Source organism: Arthrobacter sp. CC3 (assembly GCF_039907775.1).
GTDB lineage: Bacteria > Actinomycetota > Actinomycetes > Actinomycetales > Micrococcaceae > Arthrobacter.
This window is the reverse complement of sequence record NZ_JARCCY010000030.1, coordinates 1-20,576: the sequence shown is the minus strand read 5'-3', so window position 1 is coordinate 20,576 and position 20,576 is coordinate 1. Positions and strand designations below refer to the sequence as shown.

The following is a 20,576-nucleotide window of genomic DNA, read 5'->3' as shown; positions in this document are numbered from 1 at the left end:
CGGGAATACTTCTTCCCGCCGGATCAGCAAGCTCCAGCCATTCAGCGCACTTAAGGTCTCCTGCTAGCTGAGGATCTCCGCCAGGAACGAGGCCGTGTAGCTCTTTGTCGATTTCGCGACCTGTTCAGGGGTGCCGGTGGCGATGATCTGTCCGCCGCCGGAACCGCCGTCGGGCCCAAGGTCCACGATCCAGTCTGCGCTCTTGATGACGTCGAGGTTGTGCTCAATGGTGATCACGGTGTTGCCCTTGTCCACCAGGCCCTGGAGGACCATGAGGAGTTTGCGGATGTCCTCGAAGTGCAGGCCCGTGGTGGGCTCGTCCAGGACGTAGATGCTGCGGCCGTTGGACCGCTTCTGGAGTTCCGCGGCCAGCTTGACGCGCTGGGCTTCACCGCCGGACAGCGTGGTGGCGGGCTGCCCCAGCCGCACATAGCCCAGGCCGACATCCACCAGCGTGCGGAGGTGGCGGGCGATCGGGGTGAATGCGGCGAAGAACTCGGCACCTTCCTCGATGGGCATGTCCAGGACATCTGCGATGGTCTTGCCCTTGTAGTGGACTTCCAGGGTTTCCCGGTTGTACCGTGCGCCGTGGCAGACCTCGCAGGGCACATAGACGTCCGGCAGGAAGTTCATTTCGATCTTCAGCGTGCCGTCGCCGGAGCAGGCCTCGCAGCGGCCGCCCTTCACATTGAACGAGAACCGCCCGGGCTGGTAGCCGCGGACCTTGGCTTCGGTGGTCTCCGCGAAGAGCTTCCGGATGTTGTCGAACACACCGGTGTACGTGGCGGGGTTGGAACGCGGGGTCCGGCCGATGGGGCTCTGATCGACGTGCACCACCTTGTCCAGGTGCTCCAGGCCCTGCACGGCCTTGTGCCGGCCGGCCACCTGCTTGGCGCCGTTGAGCTTGTTGGCCAGCACCTTGTAAAGGATTTCGTTGACCAGCGTTGACTTGCCGGAACCGCTGACGCCGGTCACCGCCGTCAGCAGACCCAGCGGGAAGGCGGCATCCACGTTGACCAGGTTGTTTTCCCTGGCGCCGATGACCTTCAGCTCACGCTTCTTGTCGTACTTGCGCCGCTTCGTGGGGATTTCGATCTTCTTCCGGCCGGAAAGGTAGTCGCCGGTGAGGGACTCCGTGTTTTCCAGGAGTTCCTTGTACGAACCGGAATGCACCACCTGGCCGCCGTGTTCGCCGGCACCGGGTCCGATGTCGACCACCCAGTCAGCTTCCTGGATGGTGTCTTCGTCATGCTCCACCACGATGAGGGTGTTGCCGAGGTCTCGCAGGCGGGTAAGCGTTTCAATCAGCCGCCGGTTGTCCCGCTGGTGCAGGCCGATGGACGGTTCGTCCAGGACGTAGAGGACGCCCACCAGGCCGGAACCGATCTGGGTGGCCAGCCGGATGCGCTGCGCTTCGCCGCCGGACAAGGTGCCGGAGGGACGCTCCAGGTTCAGGTACTCCAGCCCCACGTCGAGGAGGAAGGTCAGGCGCGCCTGGATTTCCTTCAGGACCTGGTGGGCGATCTGGGCTTCACGGCCGGTCAGCACCAGGGTGTCCAGGAAGTGCGCGCATTCACGCATGGGCATGGCGGCGACCTCGGCAATGGACTTGCCGTTGATCAGCACGGAGAGCGACGCCGGGTTGAGGCGGGCGCCGTTGCAGGCCGGGCACGGAATCTGCCGCATGTACTCTTCGTACCGGTCCCGGGCCGAGTCCGAGTCGGTTTCCACGTGCTTGCGGTGCACGTACTGGATGACGCCTTCGAAGCCGGTACTGTACTTGCGCTCACGGCCGAAGCGGTTGCGGTACTGCACCACCACCTTGTGGTCCTTGCCGTGCAGGACGGTCTGCCGGATGTCCTTGGGCAGCTTCTGCCACGGCGTGGTCATCGAGAAGCCGAGCTCCTTGGCAAGCCCTGACAGCAGCCTGTTCCAGTACTCGCTGGTGGCCGTGCCCAGCGACCAGGGTGCGATGGCACCCTCACCCAGGGAGAGCTCGCCGTTGGGAATGATGAGTTCCTCGTCAACTTCCAGCTTGGTGCCGATGCCGCTGCAGGCGGAGCACGCGCCGAAGGGGTTGTTGAAGGAGAACGAGCGGGGTTCGATTTCGTCGATGGCAAGGGGGTGCTCGTTGGGGCACGCGAGGTGCTCGGAGAATGCCCGGACCCGTTCCGGATCGTCCGCTTCGAGGTCCACGAACTCTGCAAGGACGCGGCCCTCGGCCAAGCCGAGTGCGGTTTCGACGGAGTCGGTCAGGCGCTGGCTGATGCCCTCCTTGACCACGAGACGGTCCACCACCACTTCGATGGTGTGCTTGAACTGCTTGCCGAGCTTGGGCGGGTCGCTGAGCTGGATCAGCTTGTCATCCACCCTGGCTCGTGAATAGCCCTTGGCCGTGAGTTCCTTGAAGAGCTCCACGAATTCGCCCTTGCGCCCGCGGACGACGGGAGCAAGGACCTGGAAGCGCGTGCCTTCCGGCAGTTCCAGCAGCTGGTCCACGATCTGCTGCGGCGTCTGCTTGGCCACCTGCTCCCCGCAGATGGGGCAGTGCGGACGGCCCACGCGGGCCCAGAGCAGGCGCATGTAGTCGTAGATCTCGGTGATGGTGCCCACCGTGGACCGCGGGTTCTTGCTGGTCGATTTCTGGTCGATGGAAACCGCCGGGGACAACCCTTCGATGAAGTCCACGTCCGGTTTGTCCACCTGCCCCAGGAACTGCCGGGCGTACGCGGAGAGGGATTCGACGTAGCGGCGCTGGCCCTCGGCGAAGATCGTGTCGAACGCCAGGGACGATTTTCCGGAGCCGGACAGGCCGGTGAAAACGATCATCGAGTCCCGTGGAAGGTCCAGGTCCACGTTCCGCAGATTGTGCTCCCGGGCCCCCTTAACCACGAGCCGGGAAAGGTCAGGGCGCGCCGGTTTTCCCTGGTTCAGGGGGACGACGGCGGGGCGGGCATCAACGGCTGGTTCTTCAGCTACGGCTTTAGGCACCCACTAATGCTAATCGAAAACTTCTTCGAATTTCTATTGAGGGCGCCTATTCGGCGTCGTACGCGGCCGCCAGCAGCTGCACTGCCTCCGCGAAGCTGGCGCCCTGCGCCTTTGCCGCCGTGGCGAATTCGGCCGCCGCCGCGGTCAGGGAGGTCCATGCCTCGTCCCTGGCGCAGACGATGGTTCCGTGCCTGCCGCGGGTGGCGACAACTCCTGCCGCCTCCAGCTCCTTATAGGCGCGGGCCACTGTGTGCGGCGCGACGCCCAGTGCCGCGGCAAGGTTGCGGACGGCGGGCAGCCTCGTCCCGGGTGCCAGGGTGCCGCTGTCCGCCCGCTCGATGATGTTCAGCCGCAGCTGTTCGAACAGGGGCACTGTACTGCCCTGGTTGGGTTTCCAGGTCCCCGGAAATTCCTGCGCGCCGCTCACCGGCCGGACTCCGGTGCGCTCGGGGTCTCTTCCCCGCCGGCAAACTGTGCGGCGTACAGCCTGCCGTAATGGCCGTTGGCTGCCAGCAGCTGTTGGTGGTTCCCTTGCTCTACGATTCGTCCGTGGTCCATGACCAGAATTAGATCAGCGTCCCGCACAGTGGACAAACGGTGGGCGATGACGAAGCTGGTCCGTCCCCGCCGCAGCCGCTGCATGGCCTGCCGGATCTGCACTTCCGTGCGCGTGTCAACGGAGCTCGTCGCCTCGTCCAGGATCAGGATGCTCCGTCCGGCGAGGTGGGCGCGGGCTATGGTGATGAGCTGCCGCTGGCCCTGGCTCAGGGTGTCTCCGTCGTTGCCGAGCACGGTCGCGTAGCCGTCCGGAAGGGCCCGCACGAAGTGGTCCACCAGGGTGGCTTCGGCGGCTTCGAGGATGTCTGCCTCGCTCGCGCCGGGACGGCCGTATTCAATGTTCTCCCTGATGGAGCCGCTGAACACCCAGGCGTCCTGCAGCACCATCCCGATCAGGGAGCGCAGTTCATCGCGGGAGCGCCCGGTGATGTCCTCGCCGTCAATGGTGATCCGGCCGGAATCGAGCTCATAGAACCTCATGAGCAGGTTCACCATGGTGGTTTTGCCCGCCCCGGTATGGCCCACGATCGCGACGGTCTGCCCCGGCTCGGCGGTGAAGGACAATTCCTCGACCACCGGAACGTCACGGCTGTAGCCGAAGGTGACAGCGTCGAACACCACCCGGCCGCCGGTGGCGCCAACGGTGACGCCGTCCGTTGGCGCGCCTTCGGCCGGGTCGGCCCTGTGCTGGCCGGACCCGGCCCGTCCTGCCGGGTCCTGCCCGGCTCCGTCGCGTGGAATCTCCGGCGCGTCCAGCAGGGCGAACACGCGTTCAGCCGACGCCATGCAGGACTGGATCAGGGTCAGCATGCCGCCGATCTGGCCGATGGGCTGGCTGAAAAGCCTGCTGAACTGGATGAAGGCCTGGACCCCGCCGATGGTCATGGCACCTGCCGTGACCTGCAGCGCGCCCACCACGGCCACCGCAATGTAATTGAGGTTTGAAACAAACACCAGCAGCGGCTGCACGGCGCCGGAAACGTACTGGGCACGTGCACTGGTCCGGAAGAGCCGGTCATTGCTGTTGGTGAAGATCTCGGTGGCCATGCCCTGCCGGCCGAAAGCCTTGAGCACCTCGTGCCCCGTGATGTACTCCTCCAGGTGCGCGTTGAGCTCACCCGTGGTGGTCCACTGCTCGGAAAAGTGAACCTGGGACTTGCGGGCTATCAATACCGTCACCACCGTGGAAAACGGCACGGTCACAAGGGCAATGACCGCCAGCAGCGGCGAAAGCCACAACATCATGGACAACGCGCCGAGGAGCATCAGCACCGACAGGATCAGCTGGTTCAGCAACTGGTTCATGGCCTGCGAGATGTTGTCGACGTCGTTCGTTGCGCGGCTGAGGACATCGCCGCGCCGCTGCTCGTCGAAATGCGCGGACGGCAGCCTCGCCAGTTTGTCCTCCACCGCGGCCCGCAGCCCGTAGCTCACCCGTTGCACCGCCATGGCGGTGACCGCTCCCTGGACCCAGCTGAACACCGACGCACCGATGTACATCACCGCGACCACCAGCAGCAGTGCGGCCAGCTGCTGTTCGTTGAAGGTCCCTCCAAAAACACCTTCAACCACGACGTCGGTGGCGTCACCCAGCAGCTTGGGGGCCGACACGTTGAGCGCCACAAACGCGCAGGTGGCCACCACAGCGGCGAGCATGCGCCACTTAACCGGCCGCAGCAGTCCAAGCAGCCGCCTCCCGGTGGCCCAGGCACCGGCACCTGCTCCGGCCACCGCCGTCGTCGTCGGTGTGGTGTTTGTGGTGGCAGTCCTCACAGTCGGCCTCCCAACGCGAGCTGAGAGGCGGCGATTTCCTGGTAGACCGTCGAGGTGCGCATGAGTTCGGCATGCGTCCCCTGGGCAACGAGCCTCCCCTGGTCCAGCACCAGAATGAGTCCGGCGTCAAGGATGGTGGCGATGCGTTCCGCGACGATGATGACGGTGGACCGGTGCGTGAGCGGGACGAGGGCCTGGCGGAGGCGGGCGTCCGTGGCGTAGTCCAGCGCCGAGAGGCTGTCATCGAAAACGTATACGGGAGCGTCCCGGAGCAGTGCGCGGGCGATGCACAGCCGTTGGCGCTGCCCGCCGGAGAAGTTCGTTCCGCCCTGGCTCACGGGGCTATGGATCCCGTCCGGGAGGTCGCGCACAAAGTCCTCCGCCTGGGCGGTGCGGAGCGCACGAAGGAGGTCCGCGTCGCTGGCCTCCGGGGCCGCTATCCTCAGGTTCTCGGCCACGGTCCCGGAAAAGAGGTAGGCACGCTGGGGCACCAGTGACAGGCTGTCGCGGAGGAAATGGACGGGAAGTGACTTGACGTCGTGGCCGCCGATCAGGACCTCTCCGGAAGTGGTTTCCAGGAACCGGGGCAGCAGGTTGAGCAGCGTTGTCTTGCCGCTGCCGGTGGAACCGATGATGGCGGTGACTGTGCCCGGCGAGGCCGTGAAACTGATGCGGTCCAGCACGGGTGCTTCCGCTCCGGGGTAGGCAAAAGTGACGTTGCGGAATTCCACCGTGCCACCGGGAGTGCGCCGCGCGTGGGGCAGCCCGGCCCGGGAAATCGGTGGATCCGCGATGGCGGGGCGGGTGTCCAGCACGGCCTGGATCCGTTCGGCGCACACCGCGGCGCGGGGTGCCGTCATCAGCACGTACATTGCCATCATGATGGCAATGAGGATCTGCAGGATGTAGGCAATGAAGGCCGTCAGCGAGCCGATCTGCATGTCCCCGGCCTGGATCCGGTGGCCGCCGAACCACACCACGCCCACCGACGACAGGTTCACCACGATCATGATCAGCGGCAGCATCGCTGCCACCAGCAGTGCAGACTGCAGGTTGTTCCGGGTCAGTTCACGGTTGACGACGGCGAAGCGGTGCGCCTCATGTGCTTGGCGGACGAAGGCACGGATGACGTTGGCTCCGATGATCTGCTCCCGCAACACCCTGCCGATGCGGTCGATCAGGACCTGGCCCTCCCGGTACAGGGGCACGAGCCGGCGCACGATGACGAACATGATGAGCACCAGCACCGGAATGATGGCCACCACAATGCCGGACAGCACCACGTCCTGGTTGAGGGCCAGCACGATTCCGCCGATTCCCATGGCGGGAGCTGCCACGAGCATGGTGAAGACCAGCACGGCCAGTGCCTGGATCTGCTGGACATCATTGGTGCCACGGGTGACCAGGCTGGGCACGCCGAACGCGCCAACCTCCTGGGAGGAGAGCGACTGGACCTTGGCGAAGAGTTCCTGGCGGAGCCGGTGGCCGAGCTTCATCGCCACATTGGCGCTGAAGTACCCTGCGGCAAGGGCAGCCGCCACCTGGATGGCGGCTATTCCCGCCATCCAGCCGCCCAGCCGAAGGATAACGTCCGTGTTCCCCTTGACGATTCCGTCGTCAATGACGGCGGCATTGAGCGTGGGCAGCAACAGGTTGGCCGTGGTCTGGACAAGCTGCAGCAGCACGATGGCCAGGACCACCGGCTTATGCTCGGCGAGCAGCCGCAGCATCATGCCTCGGAGCACCGCACCTCCCCCCGCCGGGACGGCATGTCAGCCCCGTTTCCGCGCGACTGCGAAGATCCTCCGGAACGGAAAAACGGTGCCATGGGCGGTGGCAGGATAGGCGTCCCTGAGCAGCTCCGAGTATTCGGCCTCGAATTCCGCGGCCTCGGCCGGAGCGAGCGCCGACAGCACGGGCCGCAGCCCTGCACCCCTGACCCATTCCAGCACTGGGTCCGGTCCGTGGAGCACCTGCTGGTAGGTGGTCTCCCAGGCGTCAGCCTCACAGCCGGCGTCGAGCATGATGTTCAGGTACCCGGCGGGTTCGGCCACGGCGTCGTCGTGGCGCAGGATGCCGCCGAGCGTATCCTTCCAGCGGACGGACTCGGCTAGCTGCCTCATCAGCACGTGCGAGGGCGACCTGAAATTTCCGGGAACCTGCAGGGCGAACCAGGCGCCGGGCTTGAGCGCCTCGAGCCAGCCGGCCAGCAAGGCGGGGTGGCCGGGGACCCATTGGAGGGCGGCGTTGGACACCACCACGTCGGTTTGGTCCGAGGGCATCCATTCGGTGATGTCCTGCAGCGCGAAGGAAAGATTGGCGAACCGTGCCTGGGCCGCTGCCTGACGCAGCATCTCGGCGGAGGAGTCTATTCCCACCACGTCGGCCTGGGGCCAGCGCTCTGCGAGGGTGGCCGTCAGGTTTCCCGGTCCGCAGCCGAGGTCCACCACGTGGCGGGGCTTCTCGGCAAGGACCCGCGCGGTGAGGTCAAAATACGGCCTGTCGCGATGGTTCCCGAACTCCACGTACTTCGCAGGATCCCACTTCAAAGACGCCCTCCAATGACTCGTGCTGTTGCCGTCAGGCCGAGCCTAGCCCGGCCCGGCCCCGCGACCAAGGAAGAACCACCCATTGGCGGCGGGCACTAAGCTTGAAAGCAATGAAACTCGTTGAGCAGCTCCCTGTCCCGGCCAAACGCACCTCCAGCGGGACGGACCATGATCCGGACGAGCTCTACACCCGCTTCGTCGAATGGACGGAAAGCCGCGGACTGTCCCTCTACGCCGCCCAGGATGAAGCCATCATGGAGCTGGCGTCCGGGGACAACGTCATTCTGGCTACTCCGACGGGTTCGGGCAAGTCCCTGGTGGCGATCGCCGCACACTTCCAGGCCATGGCGAGGGGCGACCGCAGCTACTACACGGCTCCCATCAAGGCACTGGTCTCGGAGAAGTTCTTCGCCCTGTGCGAGATCTTCGGGGCCGAAAACGTCGGCATGATCACGGGTGACTCCGGGGTCAACCAGGACGCCCCCATTATCTGCTGCACCGCTGAAATCCTCGCCAACATTGCCCTGCGCGAGGGCTCCGGAGCGGACCTGGGCGCAGTGATCATGGACGAGTTCCATTTCTACTCCGACCCCCAGCGAGGGTGGGCCTGGCAGGTACCGCTGCTGGAGCTTCCGCAGGCGCAGTTCCTGCTGATGTCCGCCACGCTGGGTGATGTCAGCCGTTTTGAAACCGGCCTTACCGAGCTGACCGGGCGCCGGACGACGACCGTCAGTTCTGCTGAACGCCCGATTCCGCTGCACTACTACTACGAGCAGACGCCGGTCCACGAGACCTTGGAGGAGCTGCTCTCCACCAAACAGGTCCCGGTTTATGTGGTCCACTTCAGCCAGCTCGAGGCGATCGACCGCGCGCAGAACCTGATGAGCATCAACGTCTGCACCCGCGAGGAAAAGGACAAGATCGCGGAACTCATTGCAGGGTTCCGTTTTGCGGCCGGCTTCGGCAAGACCCTGAACCGGCTGGTGCGGCACGGGATCGGCGTGCACCACGCCGGCATGCTGCCCAAGTACCGCCGGCTGGTGGAGCAGTTGGCGCAGGCCGGCCTGCTCAAGGTCATCTGCGGGACGGACACCCTCGGTGTGGGCATCAACGTGCCCATCCGCACCGTCCTGCTCACTGCCCTCAGCAAGTACGACGGCGTCCGCACCCGGCTGCTGAATTCGCGCGAGTTCCACCAGATCGCGGGGCGCGCAGGCCGTGCCGGCTACGACACCGCCGGCACGGTGGTGGTGCAGGCTCCCGAACACGTGATCGAAAACGTCAAGGCAATGGCCAAGGCCACTGCCAAATTCGGGGATGACCAGAAGAAGCTCCGCCAGGTGGTCAAGCGGAAGCCGCCGGAGGGCTTCGTGTCCTGGGGCGAACCCACCTACAACCGTCTGGTGGACTCCGTCCCGGACCCGCTCACCTCCAGCTTCACCGTCACGCACGCCATGCTGATGAACCTGATGGAACGGCCCGGCGACCCCTTCAAGGCCGCACGGCGGCTGCTCACGGAAAACCACGAACCCCGCAGCTCCCAGCTGCAGCTGATGAAGAAGGCCCTGGGCATCTACCGGGAACTGCTGGCCGCCGGCGTGGTGGAGCGGATTCCGCCCGGGGAACAGGGCCCCGATGGCAGGACCGTCAGGCTCACCGTCCACCTGCAGGCCAACTTCGCGCTGAACCAGCCGCTCTCCCCGTTCGCGCTGGCGGCGCTGGAGCTCCTGGACCCGGAGTCGCCGTCGTACGCCCTGGACGTCGTCTCCGTGATCGAATCCACGCTGGAAAAGCCCCGGCAGATCCTGTCTGCGCAGCAGAAGAAGGCCCGCGGCGAAGCCATCGCCGCCATGAAGGCCGACGGCATTGAGTATGACCAGCGGATGGCCATGCTCGAAGACGTCACCTACCCCCAGCCGCTCGCGGAAATCCTGGGCGAGGCCTTCGACGTCTATCGGAAGGCCGCGCCCTGGATCGGCGATTTCGAGCTAGCCCCCAAATCCGTGGTCCGGGACATGTACGAGCGGGCCATGAACTTCGGCGAATTCGTCCAGTTCTACGGGCTGGCGCGTTCCGAGGGCATTGTGCTGCGGTACCTCGCCGACGGTTTCAAGGCGCTGCGCCAGACTGTTCCGCAGGACGCCCTGCGGGAGGACCTCGAGGACCTGATTGCCTGGCTGGGCGAGCTGGTCCGGCAGGTCGATTCGAGCCTCCTGGACGAATGGGAGGAGCTGACCTCCGGCGCCGCACCGACCCCGCACGACGCTCCCCCGCCCCCGCCGCCGTCGCTGACGTCCAACATCCGGGCGTTCCGCGTGATGGTCCGCAACGAGATGTTCCGGCGCGTGGAGCTTTTCGCCGACGAGGCGGCCACGGAACTCGGCGAACTCGACGCCGCCGCCGGCTGGGACGCCGACCGCTGGGAGGACGTCCTGGACGACTACTTTGACGAACACAACGACATCGGCACCGGACCGGACGCCCGCGGTCCGGGCCTGCTGATCATCACCGAAGAGCCGGGGATGTGGAAGGTCCGGCAGATCTTTGATGATCCTGCAGGCAACCACGACTGGGGGATCTCGGCGGAGGTGGACCTGGCGGCGTCTGACGAAACCGGAACGGCAGTGGTCCGGGTGACCGACGTGAACCGGCTGTAGTCGCTAGTAAACTCGAATGATGAGTGTAATCCGGCCCGCCACCGTTGAAGATGTCCCCGTCATCCTGCAGATGATCCACGAACTGGCTGTCTACGAGAAGGAACCCGACGCCGTCCGGAACACACCGGAAATGCTCGCCGGCGTCCTGTTCGGCGAGAACCCGAGGGTTTTTGCCGCCATGGCTGAAAACGAATCCGGCGAGATCCGGGGTTTCGCGCTGTGGTTCCTGAACTATTCCACCTGGGAAGGCGTCCACGGCATCTACCTCGAGGACCTGTACGTGACTCCGGAGGCGCGCGGCGAGGGCCACGGCAAGGCGCTGCTGCAGCACCTGGCGGCCACCGCCGTCGAACGCGGCTATGCCCGCGTTGAATGGAGCGTTCTGGACTGGAACGAACCGTCCATTAACTTCTACAAGAAACTCGGCGCATTCCCCATGGAGGAATGGTCAACATTCCGGCTGACCGGGGAAGCCCTCGACTCGTTCGGGACCGCCCGTGAGGCGCACGTCCTTGGCTGATCTTCCGATGACCGGCCTGGCCGCCGTGGGAATGCTGGAGGCTGCCGCCGCCGCCGACGTGCCGGCTGTTCCGCACACGGTTAAGGCGCGGCACGAGTACCGCGGAATGCGTACGGCGGAGCACTTCTTTGAGGTGCCGCTGGACCACTTCAACGGCGGCACCGGGGAGACGGTCACGGTGTTTGCGCGGGAGTACGTCTCCGCGGACCACAGTGAGGAGGCCGCCGCCGACCTCCCGTGGCTCCTTTACCTGCAGGGCGGCCCCGGCGGCAGGGGCAACCGGTTTCCCTCCCTTGGCGGCTGGAGCAAAGCCGCCGCCAGGGACTTCCGCATCCTCATGCTGGACCAGCGCGGCACCGGGCTGTCCGCCCCGATCGACCGCAACACGCTCCCGCTCCGCGGAAACGACGCCGACCAGCTGGAGTACCTGACCCACTTCCGGGCGGACTCGATTGTGGCAGACGCCGAGGCGATCAGGCATGCCCTCGGGTCCGGCCCGTGGACCATCTACGGGCAAAGCTACGGCGGTTTCTGCGCCCTGACCTACCTCTCCTTTGCACCGGAGGGACTTCGCGAGGCGCTCATCACCGGCGGGCTGGGGCCGCTGGCAGGCCCTGCCGACAGGGTGTACCAGGCCACCTACCGCCGCGTGGCCGCCCGCAACGCCGAATACTTCAAGTCCTACCCGGAGGACCGTGCCGCGGTCAGCCGGATTGCCCGGCACCTCCGCGACACAGAGGAGCACCTGCCCGACGGCCAGCGGCTCACCGTAGAGCGTTTCCAGATGGTGGGGTCCTTCCTGGGCGGGAACACCAGGGTGGACACCCTGCACCACCTGCTGGAGGACGCCTTCGTGGCCACGCCCGACGGCGACCGCCTCTCTGACTCCTTCCTGGAGCAGGTCCGCGGCATTGTCACCCGCGCCGGGAACCCGCTGTACGCCCTCATGCACGAGTCCATCTACGGCCAGGGCGAAGCCACGGACTGGGCCGCGCTGCGGGTGCTCCAGGACTTTCCCGAGTTCCGCCCCGACGCCGCCGAGCCGCTGCTGACCGGAGAAATGGTCTATCCCTGGTATTTCGAGCAGGACGCGGCGCTCCGTCCGCTGCGGAATGTTGCACGGCTGCTGGCTGAGAAGGCCGACTGGAAACCGCTGTACGACCCGGAACGGCTTGCCGCGAACACCGTCCCCGTTGCCGCCGCGGTGTACAGCGAGGACATCTACGTCGACCGGGACCTATCCCTCGAAACGGCGTCTGCCGTGCGCGGACTCCAGGTCTGGGAGACTGCGGAATTCCACCATGACGGCATTGCGGACGACGGCGAAGGCATCTTCGGGCGCCTGCTGGGAATGGTGCGTTCAGTCCGCAGCTGAGCGGCCGCCGGCCGTCGGGGCCACCCGGTCTCCTGCCCGTCCGGGCAGGAGGGCCATCACGGCCGCGGCAAGCACGACGCCGGCAACGACGCCTCCGGCCACGTTGAGTCCGGAGTAACCCGCCCAGCTGAGGATGAGGCCGGAGGACGCGCCGCCTACGGCGCCTGCTGCTCCCATGAGCATGTCCGAAACGCCCTGGACCATAACGCCTTCCTCCTGGCGGACGCTTTCCGCCAGGAGGGTGGAGCCGGCGACGGTGGCGGCGGACCAACCGAGTCCCAGGAGGACCAGTCCCACAGCCACGGCGGTGGTTGACCGCTGGCCGGCCCCGGCCACGGCTGCAGCTGCGACCAGCAGGGCGAACCCGATGACGACGGTCTGTTTTCGTCCCGCCTTGTCCGTCAGCCACCCCATCACGGGCGACAACGCAAACATCCCGGCAATGTGCAGCGAGATGGTGAAGCCAATGATCACCAGGACGTCGCCGGAGGCCGTGTGGCCGGCGTGGGCGGCCGCGCCGGGGCCGGCCACCAGTTCCTGCAGGTGGAGGGGCGTCACGGACATCACCCCGACCATGACGGCGTGGGCGCCCACGACGGCGGCCAACGCCAGGATGGCGGACGGTGAGCCGCGGGCAGCACGCCATCCCCGGGCAAGGGCGCCGCGCCGGCGTGCGACGGAGGGTTGCCGGCCGGCGGGCGGTTGGCCGGTTTGATGCTGGCCGGTTTGATGCTGGCTGGCGGGCTGGTTGTCTGCCGGTTGCCGGCCGACCGCCGCGAGCTCCCGGGCGAACAGCAGCGGGTCGGGCCTGAGCCCGGCGAGCAGCAGGGCGCAGGCCAGCACAAGCCCGGCCGCGGAAATGATGAAGGGCCCGGCGATGGGCGGGAGCCCGACTGCCTGGCCCACTACGGCGCCGGGCTGGATGAGGTTGGGTCCTGCCACGGCGCCGATGGTGATGGCCCAGACGACGGCGGACAGGGACCGCCCGCGATGCTCGTCATCGGCGAGGTCCACGGCCGCGAAACGCGCCTGCAGGTTTGATGCCGTGCCGAGTCCCACTCCGGCGGTGCCCAGGAGCAGCAACAGGAAGCTGCCGGAGACGATGGAAACCACGATGCATCCGACACCGGCGAGGGCCGCCGCAAGACCTGTCACCAGCCCCGCCAGGCGCCCGCGGCGGTCTGCCAGCGAAGCCAGCGGCAGCGCCGACAAGGCGGCGGCGAGGGTCATCACGGTGGAAACGGAGCCTGCCCAGGCACTGGATCCGGAGAGGTCCACCGCGAGCAGTGAGCCGATGGAAACGGTGGCCCCGGTGCCGATTCCGCTGAGCAGCTGCGCCGACCCCAGCAGGATGACGGTGCGCCGCTGGACGGTTTGGCGTTGCAGGGGCCGCCGCTGATCGTGGCGCACCCCGGGCTCCGCCCCGGAAGTGTTTGCCATCACTAGAGCATAGCCCCGCCCGTGCCGGGACAAACAGGGCCGTCAGACGCAGGCAACCCCGGTCAGCGATGTGACCGGGGTTGCTAGCAGAAACGTGGAACGGTGCGAAGGCTACTCGGCGTCGCTCATGCTCTTGCGGGCGTCCTCTTCGAGGCGGGCGTCCACCTTTGCCTGTGCAGCCTTGGAGCTCACCAGGCTGGCGATCACGGCGACGATGATGGTGCCCACAATGACAGCCAGGGACACGAACGTGGGAATCTCGGGGGCCCACTCGATGTGGTGGCCGCCGTTGATGAACGGAAGTTCGTTGACGTGCATGGCGTGGAGGACCAGCTTGACGCCGATGAACGCCAGGATGAAGGAGAGCGCGTGCTTCAGGTAGATCAGTCGGTTCATCAGGCCGCCCAGCAGGAAGTACAGCTGGCGCAGGCCCATGAGGGCGAAGAGGTTTGCCGTGAAGACAATGAACGGGCTCTGCGTCAGGCCGAAGATCGCCGGAATGGAGTCGACAGCGAACAGCAGGTCGGTCAGGCCGATCGTGACGAAAACGATCAGCATCGGGGTGAAGACCTTCTTGCCGTCAACCGTGGTGCGCAGCTTGCCGCCGTCGAACTTCTCCGACATCGGGATCACCTTGCGGAGCCTCGCGATCAGCGGGTTTTCCTTGTCCTCTTCGTCCTCGCCTTCGTCCTGGGCCTGCTTCCAGGCGGTCCAGAGGAGGAAGGCGCCGAAGATGTAGAAGACCCAGCTGAACTGCTCAATCACGATGGCGCCCAGCAGGATGAAGATGCCACGCAGGATCAGCGCGATGATGATGCCCACCATCAGCACTTCCTGCTGGTACTTACGGGGCACGGAGAAGCGGGCCATGATGATGATGAAGACAAAGAGGTTGTCGATGCTGAGGCTGTATTCCGTCACCCAGCCGGCAACGAATTGCCCGCCGTACTCCGGGCCCGTGAAGGCGAACATAGCGCCCGCAAAGACCAGGGCCAGTGAGACGTAGAACGCCACCCAGAGGCCGGCTTCCTTCATGGAAGGTTCGTGCGGCCGCCGGACAACCAGCAGCAGGTCAATGAGGAGGATGAGGCCGAGGACGACGAGTGAGCCGACCTCGAACCAGACGGGTAGTTCGAGCACAGGGATGCCTTTCGCAGGGTACAGAGATGCGGTGTAAGTCTCTCCGGCTTGCCTGCGCACTTGGTGCTGAAACGGCAGCCCGCTACGCCCGGCAGGGCATCTATGCCGTGCGTGTTGACGATCGTAGCGCTTGGGATACTCCCCTACGTGACAACAACTTTACCCTAGGCATGGCCGGCGGCCTGCATCTGCCGCAGTTCCTTCTTCAATTCGCCCACTTCGTCGCGCAGCCGGGCGGCCAGTTCGAACTGCAGTTCGCCGGCTGCGGCGTGCATCTGTTCCGTCAGCTGCTCGATCAGGCCCACGAGGTCTTCCGCCGGGGCAGCCGCCAGGCCGTCCTGGCGCACGGTGGACGCGCCCTTGCCCTTGCCCCGGGTTTTCCCTGCCGTGGCGAGCAGTTCGCGGGTGTCCGCATCCTCCTTGGCCAGCTGGTCCGTGATGTCCGCGATCTTTTTCCGCAGCGGCTGCGGGTCGATGCCGTTTTCGGTGTTGTAGGCCACCTGGATCGCGCGGCGCCGGTTGGTCTCGTCGATCGCGTGCGCCATGGAATCGGTGATCCGGTCGGCGTACATGTGGACCTGTCCCGACACGTTACGGGCGGCGCGGCCGATGGTCTGGATCAGGGAGGTTGAGGACCGTAGGAAGCCTTCCTTGTCCGCGTCCAGGATGCTCACCAGCGAAACTTCGGGGAGGTCAAGGCCTTCCCGGAGCAGGTTGATGCCCACGAGGACGTCGAATACACCCATCCGCAGTTCCCGCAGCAGCTCCACACGGCGGAGCGTGTCCACATCGGAGTGCAGGTACTCCACTTTCACGCCGTGGCCCAGCAGATAGTCGGTGAGGTCTTCCGCCATCCGCTTGGTGAGGGTGGTGACGAGGACACGTTCGTTCTTCGCCGTGCGGGTCTTGATCTCCCCCAGCAGGTCGTCGATCTGGCCCTTCGTGGGCTTGACCACCACCTCGGGGTCGATCAGGCCGGTGGGTCGGATGATTTGCTGGACAAAGCCGTCGGACTTGCCCAGTTCGTACTTGCCCGGGGTGGCGGACAGGTACACAGTCTGGCCAATGCGCTCCTGGAACTCGTCCCATTTGAGCGGCCGGTTGTCCATGGCGGAAGGCAGGCGGAAGCCGAAGTCCACCAGGTTCCGCTTGCGGGACATGTCGCCCTCGTACATGGCGCCGATCTGAGGCACCGTCACATGGGACTCGTCGATGACCAGCAGGAAGTCGTCCGGAAAGTAGTCCAGGAGGCAGTGCGGCGCTGTTCCGCGGGCCCGGCCGTCAATGTGTGAGGAGTAGTTCTCGATGCCGTTGCAGAAACCCATCTGCTGCATCATTTCGAGGTCGTAGGTGGTGCGCATGCGGAGCCGCTGGGCTTCCACGAGCTTGTTCTGGCTTTCCAGGACCTGCAGCCGTTCGGCGAGTTCGTCCTCGATCCGCTTAATGGCCCGGGCCATGCGTTCCGGTCCGGCAACGTAATGCGAGGCCGGGAAGACGTACATTTCTTCTTCGTCCCGGATCACCTCGCCGGTGAGGGGGTGCAGGGTGTGGATGTTCTCGATCTCGTCGCCGAAGAACTCGATCCGGATGGCCAGTTCCTCGTACATCGGGATGATTTCCACGGTGTCGCCGCGGACCCGGAACGTGCCGCGGTGGAAGTCCATGTCGTTGCGGGCGTACTGCATGGAGACGAATTTCCGGAGGAGGTCGTCACGGTTCATCTCCGCCCCCTTGCGGAGCGTGACCATTCCGGCGATGTACTCTTCCGGCGTGCCCAGGCCGTAGATGCAGGACACAGTGGCCACCACGATCACGTCGCGGCGGGTCAGCAAGGCATTGGTCGCGGAGTGGCGGAGCCGTTCCACTTCCTCGTTGATGGAGGAGTCCTTCTCGATGAAGGTGTCCGTCTGCGCCACGTAGGCTTCCGGCTGGTAGTAGTCGTAGTAGGAGACGAAATACTCGACGGCGTTGTTCGGGAGCAGTTCCCGGAATTCGTTGGCCAACTGAGCGGCGAGGGTCTTGTTCTGCACCATCACCAGCGTGGGTCGCTGGACCTGCTCAATGAGCCAGGCCGTCGTCGCGCTTTTGCCGGTACCGGTGGCGCCAAGCAGCACCACGTCCTTTTCGCCGTTCTTGATGCGTTCAGTCAGCTCCGCGATGGCGGCCGGCTGGTCGCCCGCCGGCTTGAATTCACTGATGACCTCGAACGGAGCCACGACACGGTTGATTTGCTGGGCAAGACTCATGAATATAATCTACCGCCGGGCTCTGACAACGTGCCCCGATTCAGCTTTGGGCAGTACCGCTGACTGCGTCGGCAGAGGCAGCGGCAGCGGTCGCCGCACCGGCAGCCGTACCCGTTGCCGGCGCCGATATGTACGACGGCGGTTGCCAGCCGGTGCGCTGCACCCACGCGTCCATCCGGCCGGCGGCATGCTCCGTGAACCATGCTTCCTTGTCTGCAGCGTAGCCCGCCGTCGACTTGTCCACGCTGTGGAGGGCGGCAACCCTCCGCTTCTCCGCCACGTAGTCGCTCCTGGCCGCAGCGTCGTCACGGAGCCAGTCCCGGAAACACAGGGCGAACCGCCAGCCGGGCGAACCCGCGGGCCGGACGTGCAGGTTGACCGGCCTGCCGGGGTCGGCGTTGCCGTGAAGGCGCTTGGCCCAGACAGCCGGATCAGGGTGCGACGGCTTGGGGCTGTCGGCAAACACTCCCGGCCACAGCGGAAAGCCCGCCGCGGCCAGGAGCGGCGCGATCCGGTCCGCCGTCGCAAGGTCCGCAACGGTCAACTGGAGGTCAATGATGTCTTTGGCGTCAAGTCCGGGTACGGCGGTGGAGCCGATGTGGTCCACGGCCACGATGTCCGCAGGAGCCGCGACCTCCAGCCGGGCAGCGAGGCGAACGGCCTGCGCTTTCCACGTTGGATCCGCCGGGGCAAGCACCGGCCCGCCCGTCCGCGGCGCCGGACGCTGCTTGCTGATGTTGTCCGCAAAAGGGACCAGGCGCCGGGTCCACAGACCGTCAACGGCAGCTTTTAGTTCATCGATGCTCCCGGAGTTGTCCAGCACCACGTCCGCGGCGGCCAGGCGGTCGTCCCTGGCGGCCTGCGCAGCCATCCGCGACCTCGCCTGCTCCTCGGTCATGTTCCGTTGTTCCACCATGCGCCGGACCCGAACCTCATCGGGTGCATCCACCACCAGCACGAGATGGAAATTGCTGCCCTGGCCCGTTTCCACGAGCAAGGGAATGTCCTGTACGACGACGGCGCCGCCGGGGGCGGCGTCAATCATCGCGGCGGCCCGCTCCCGGACCAGGGGATGGACGATGCCGTTGAGCACCGCGAGCCTGTCCGGATCGCCGAATACCAGCGCGCCGAGCCGGGCCCGGTCCAGCCCGCCGTCCGCAGCCAGCATGTCCGCCCCGAAGGCTTCCACCACGCGGGCCAGTCCGGGGGTGCCCGGCTCGACGACCTCACGGGCGAGGGCATCGGCGTCGACCAGGACGGCCCCCAGTTCGCGCAAACGCGAGGCTACCACTGACTTTCCCGAGGCGATGCCGCCCGTCAACCCGATCTTCAGCACCCCACCAGAGTAGTCCCCACCGCTCCCCTGACCTCGCTACGCTCGCCCAGGGAACCCTGGCGGCGTGGGCCCACCCACCGCTCCCCTGACCTCGCTACGCTCGCCCAGGGAACCCTGGCGGTGTGGGCCCAGCCACCGCTCACCCACCTCGCGGCACCACGCCCGGACTAGACTTGGGCGGTGCATGAGCAAGAAAGCAGGGCTACCGCCTACACCACCCTCGCGGCCGGGCCGGATTTCCGCCATGAACTCGAGATCAAACGGTCCCGGTTCATCACCGTGATGCGGCGCAGCGGGGAGGAAGAAGGCGCAAGGGACCTGGTGGCAGGGCTGCGCAAGGAGTTCCACGACGCCCGGCACCACTGCTCAGCATTCGTTCTGGGACCGGACCGCGACGTCCAGCGCTCCAGCGACGACGGCGAACCGTCCGGAACCGCCGGCATCCCCATGCTCGAGGCCCTCCTCCGGCGGGAAACAGCGCCCGGGGTCACTGACCTGAGCGACGTCACCGCCGTCGTCGTCCGCTATTTTGGCGGGATCCTCCTCGGTGCGGGCGGGCTGGTGCGCGCCTACTCCGAGTCGGTTTCCTCCGCGCTGGACCTGGCACCGCTGGTCCGGCGCAGCCGGCTGCGGATCTGCTCCGTCGAGGTCCGGCATTCCGCCGCCGGAAGGCTGGAAAACGACCTCCGTGCGGCCGGCTATGTCATGGCGGAGACCAGCTACGGGGCGAGCACGACTGTTCTCAGGGTGGCCCTGGCCGACCAGCCTGACGAACTCGACCGGGCCGCCGCACGGCTTGCGTCCCTGACAGCCGGCAGCGCCGTCCTCCGCCCGGAAGAAACGGAATGGATCGATGTCCCCTTCTGAACAATCGCCCAGCCGAACGGGCAATGTGGAGCTGCTCGACGTCAACGAGGAAGTTTTGGCTGCGCTGCTGAACCTCGCCCTCACGGACGCCATTGCCGACGAGGTCACTCCCCCGTTGGGTGCCACCTCCGGCTGGAACGATGAGCGGATCAGCTGGTTCCGCGACTACCACCGTGCCGCGGCGGCCGGCCTCAACAGCCCGGCAGGCCAGAAATCCTGGGCCGTCAGTGTTGGCGGCCGGGTGGCCGGCTCGATCCGGCTTAAGCGCACCGGAACCACGCCGCCGGGGGTGGCGTCGCTGGAAACCGGGCTGTGGCTGGGCCGCAGCTTCCGGGGGCGGGGCATCGGCCGGGAGGCGTTGAGGCTCGTCCGCGCTGTGGCCGTGGGCACCGGCGCCACCGTGCTGCAGGCCGAAACCACCGCCGGGAACACGGCTGCACAGGCACTCCTCCGCTCCGCCGGGGCAGAACTGGCCGGGGACGGTGTCAGTCGAGCGGTGACGGCGCGAATCCACCTTCGCTGACGCCGCAACCCAGGCCTCGCCACGGGACCTGGGCGGTGGTTGGATGGATGGACAGCGTCCAGCTGAGCAGAGGAGGCAGCGTGGAAGATCCCTTCGACCTTGAACGCTTCGTGCAGGCCCAGAACGCCGGCGGAACCTATCAGCGGGCCCTGGACGAACTTTCCAGGGGATCCAAGGAGAGCCATTGGATGTGGTTCATCTTCCCGCAGATCGCCGGCCTCGGGCAGAGCCCCACGTCCCGGAAGTACGCCATCTCGTCGCTGGCCGAGGCCAAGGCCTACGTGGTCCACCCCGTGCTTGGTCGGCGGCTGTTCGACTGCTCCCGGGCCGTTGCCAGCCACACAGGACTCAGCGCCGTCCGGATTTTCGGGGGGATTGACGCCCGGAAGCTACAGTCCTCCATGACGCTTTTTCTGCGCGCCGCTCCGGACCAGCCCGTGTTCCAGGAGGTCCTCGACAGGTACTTTGATGGAAACCCGGACCCTGCGACCGACCGGCTGTTGGGCTAGGCAACGCTGCCGGCGTAATCGAGTAGGTGGGTCGGGTTTCCCGACCCACCTCTCACACCACCGTACGTGCGGGCCTCGCATACGGCGGTTCG

15 protein-coding genes are annotated in these 20,576 nt (G+C 66.2%); 6 read left to right on the top strand and 9 right to left on the bottom strand.

Translation table 11 applies throughout. The features are described from left to right. Positions 1 to 63 precede the first annotated feature (63 nt). The 5 genes from uvrA to PV761_RS16810 form a co-directional block, all read right to left on the bottom strand. Positions 64 to 2,991, bottom strand: a complete 2,928-nt coding sequence (gene uvrA / locus PV761_RS16830) for an excinuclease ABC subunit UvrA (protein ID WP_028269308.1) — start codon at positions 2,989 to 2,991, stop codon at positions 64 to 66. 46 nt (positions 2,992 to 3,037) lie between these two features. Then, positions 3,038 to 3,418 carry a GntR family transcriptional regulator gene (locus PV761_RS16825; RefSeq protein ID WP_028269309.1) on the bottom strand — a complete coding sequence of 127 codons (381 nt, stop codon included), beginning with the start codon at positions 3,416 to 3,418 and terminating at the stop codon, positions 3,038 to 3,040. Continuing rightward, entirely contained in the window at positions 3,415 to 5,205 is a 1,791-nt protein-coding gene (locus tag PV761_RS16820) for an ABC transporter ATP-binding protein (protein WP_347898524.1), read from the bottom strand. Before PV761_RS16820 ends, PV761_RS16825 begins: the two co-directional genes overlap by 4 nt. Before the next feature lie 113 nt (positions 5,206 to 5,318). Next, positions 5,319 to 7,055 (bottom strand): ABC transporter ATP-binding protein, encoded by a 1,737-nt coding sequence (locus PV761_RS16815; RefSeq protein ID WP_347898522.1) that lies wholly within the window; start codon positions 7,053 to 7,055, stop codon positions 5,319 to 5,321. 39 nt (positions 7,056 to 7,094) lie between these two features. Then, complete coding sequence (locus PV761_RS16810; RefSeq protein ID WP_347898478.1) at positions 7,095 to 7,871, bottom strand: trans-aconitate 2-methyltransferase; 777 nt, start codon at positions 7,869 to 7,871, stop codon at positions 7,095 to 7,097. Positions 7,872 to 7,981: 110 nt separating this feature from the next. On the opposite strand from PV761_RS16810, the gene PV761_RS16805 reads away from it, so the two are divergent. From PV761_RS16805 to PV761_RS16795, 3 genes are read left to right on the top strand one after another with little or no spacing between them, the layout of a single operon-like run. Continuing rightward, positions 7,982 to 10,528, top strand: a complete 2,547-nt coding sequence (locus tag PV761_RS16805) for a DEAD/DEAH box helicase (RefSeq protein ID WP_028269312.1) — start codon at positions 7,982 to 7,984, stop codon at positions 10,526 to 10,528. Positions 10,529 to 10,547: 19 nt separating this feature from the next. Continuing rightward, complete coding sequence (locus PV761_RS16800) at positions 10,548 to 11,048, top strand: GNAT family N-acetyltransferase (RefSeq protein WP_347898475.1); 501 nt, start codon at positions 10,548 to 10,550, stop codon at positions 11,046 to 11,048. Positions 11,049 to 11,079: 31 nt separating this feature from the next. Continuing rightward, a complete protein-coding gene (locus PV761_RS16795; protein ID WP_028269314.1) occupies positions 11,080 to 12,423 on the top strand; it encodes an alpha/beta fold hydrolase in 1,344 nt (447 codons plus the stop codon). Here PV761_RS16795 and PV761_RS16790 read toward each other — a convergent pair. From PV761_RS16790 to coaE, 4 genes are all read right to left on the bottom strand, one after another. Beyond that, positions 12,409 to 13,863 (bottom strand): MFS transporter, encoded by a 1,455-nt coding sequence (locus PV761_RS16790; RefSeq protein ID WP_347898473.1) that lies wholly within the window; start codon positions 13,861 to 13,863, stop codon positions 12,409 to 12,411. The two genes, PV761_RS16795 and PV761_RS16790, sit on opposite strands and share 15 nt — an antisense overlap. Before the next feature lie 111 nt (positions 13,864 to 13,974). Further along, positions 13,975 to 15,003: a TerC family protein gene (locus PV761_RS16785; protein WP_347898471.1), complete on the bottom strand. Its 1,029-nt coding sequence runs from the start codon at positions 15,001 to 15,003 to the stop codon at positions 13,975 to 13,977. Positions 15,004 to 15,167: 164 nt separating this feature from the next. Next, positions 15,168 to 17,249 carry an excinuclease ABC subunit UvrB gene (uvrB, locus tag PV761_RS16780; RefSeq protein ID WP_028269316.1) on the bottom strand — a complete coding sequence of 694 codons (2,082 nt, stop codon included), beginning with the start codon at positions 17,247 to 17,249 and terminating at the stop codon, positions 15,168 to 15,170. A 40-nt stretch (positions 17,250 to 17,289) separates the two neighbouring features. Next, a complete protein-coding gene (coaE, locus tag PV761_RS16775) occupies positions 17,290 to 18,585 on the bottom strand; it encodes a dephospho-CoA kinase (RefSeq protein WP_347898469.1) in 1,296 nt (431 codons plus the stop codon). Positions 18,586 to 18,765: 180 nt separating this feature from the next. On the opposite strand from coaE, the gene PV761_RS16770 reads away from it, so the two are divergent. The 3 genes from PV761_RS16770 (at position 18,766) to PV761_RS16760 (ending at position 20,484) form a co-directional block, all read left to right on the top strand. After that, entirely contained in the window at positions 18,766 to 19,452 is a 687-nt protein-coding gene (locus PV761_RS16770) for a YigZ family protein (protein ID WP_347898467.1), read from the top strand. After that, complete coding sequence (locus PV761_RS16765; protein WP_028269318.1) at positions 19,439 to 19,975, top strand: GNAT family N-acetyltransferase; 537 nt, start codon at positions 19,439 to 19,441, stop codon at positions 19,973 to 19,975. The genes PV761_RS16770 and PV761_RS16765 overlap by 14 nt, the downstream gene beginning before the upstream one ends. A gap of 80 nt (positions 19,976 to 20,055) precedes the next feature. After that, a complete protein-coding gene (locus PV761_RS16760) occupies positions 20,056 to 20,484 on the top strand; it encodes a DUF1810 domain-containing protein (protein WP_028269319.1) in 429 nt (142 codons plus the stop codon). Positions 20,485 to 20,576 lie beyond the last annotated feature (92 nt).

Excerpts from the sequence above, each read along its gene's own strand:
- PV761_RS16820 (WP_347898524.1), bottom strand. The coding sequence starts at position 5,205 with ATGCTCGCCGCTGTGGTGGCCACCTGCGCGTTTGTGGCGCTCAACGTG.
- PV761_RS16815 (WP_347898522.1), bottom strand. The coding sequence starts at position 7,055 with ATGATGCTGCGGCTGCTCGCCGAGCATAAGCCGGTGGTCCTGGCCATC.
- PV761_RS16805 (WP_028269312.1), top strand. The coding sequence starts at position 7,982 with ATGAAACTCGTTGAGCAGCTCCCTGTCCCGGCCAAACGCACCTCCAGC.
- PV761_RS16800 (WP_347898475.1), top strand. The coding sequence starts at position 10,548 with ATGAGTGTAATCCGGCCCGCCACCGTTGAAGATGTCCCCGTCATCCTG.
- PV761_RS16795 (WP_028269314.1), top strand. The coding sequence starts at position 11,080 with ATGCTGGAGGCTGCCGCCGCCGCCGACGTGCCGGCTGTTCCGCACACG.
- PV761_RS16790 (WP_347898473.1), bottom strand. The coding sequence starts at position 13,863 with ATGGCAAACACTTCCGGGGCGGAGCCCGGGGTGCGCCACGATCAGCGG.
- uvrB (WP_028269316.1), bottom strand. The coding sequence starts at position 17,249 with ATGAGTCTTGCCCAGCAAATCAACCGTGTCGTGGCTCCGTTCGAGGTC.
- PV761_RS16765 (WP_028269318.1), top strand. The coding sequence starts at position 19,439 with ATGTCCCCTTCTGAACAATCGCCCAGCCGAACGGGCAATGTGGAGCTG.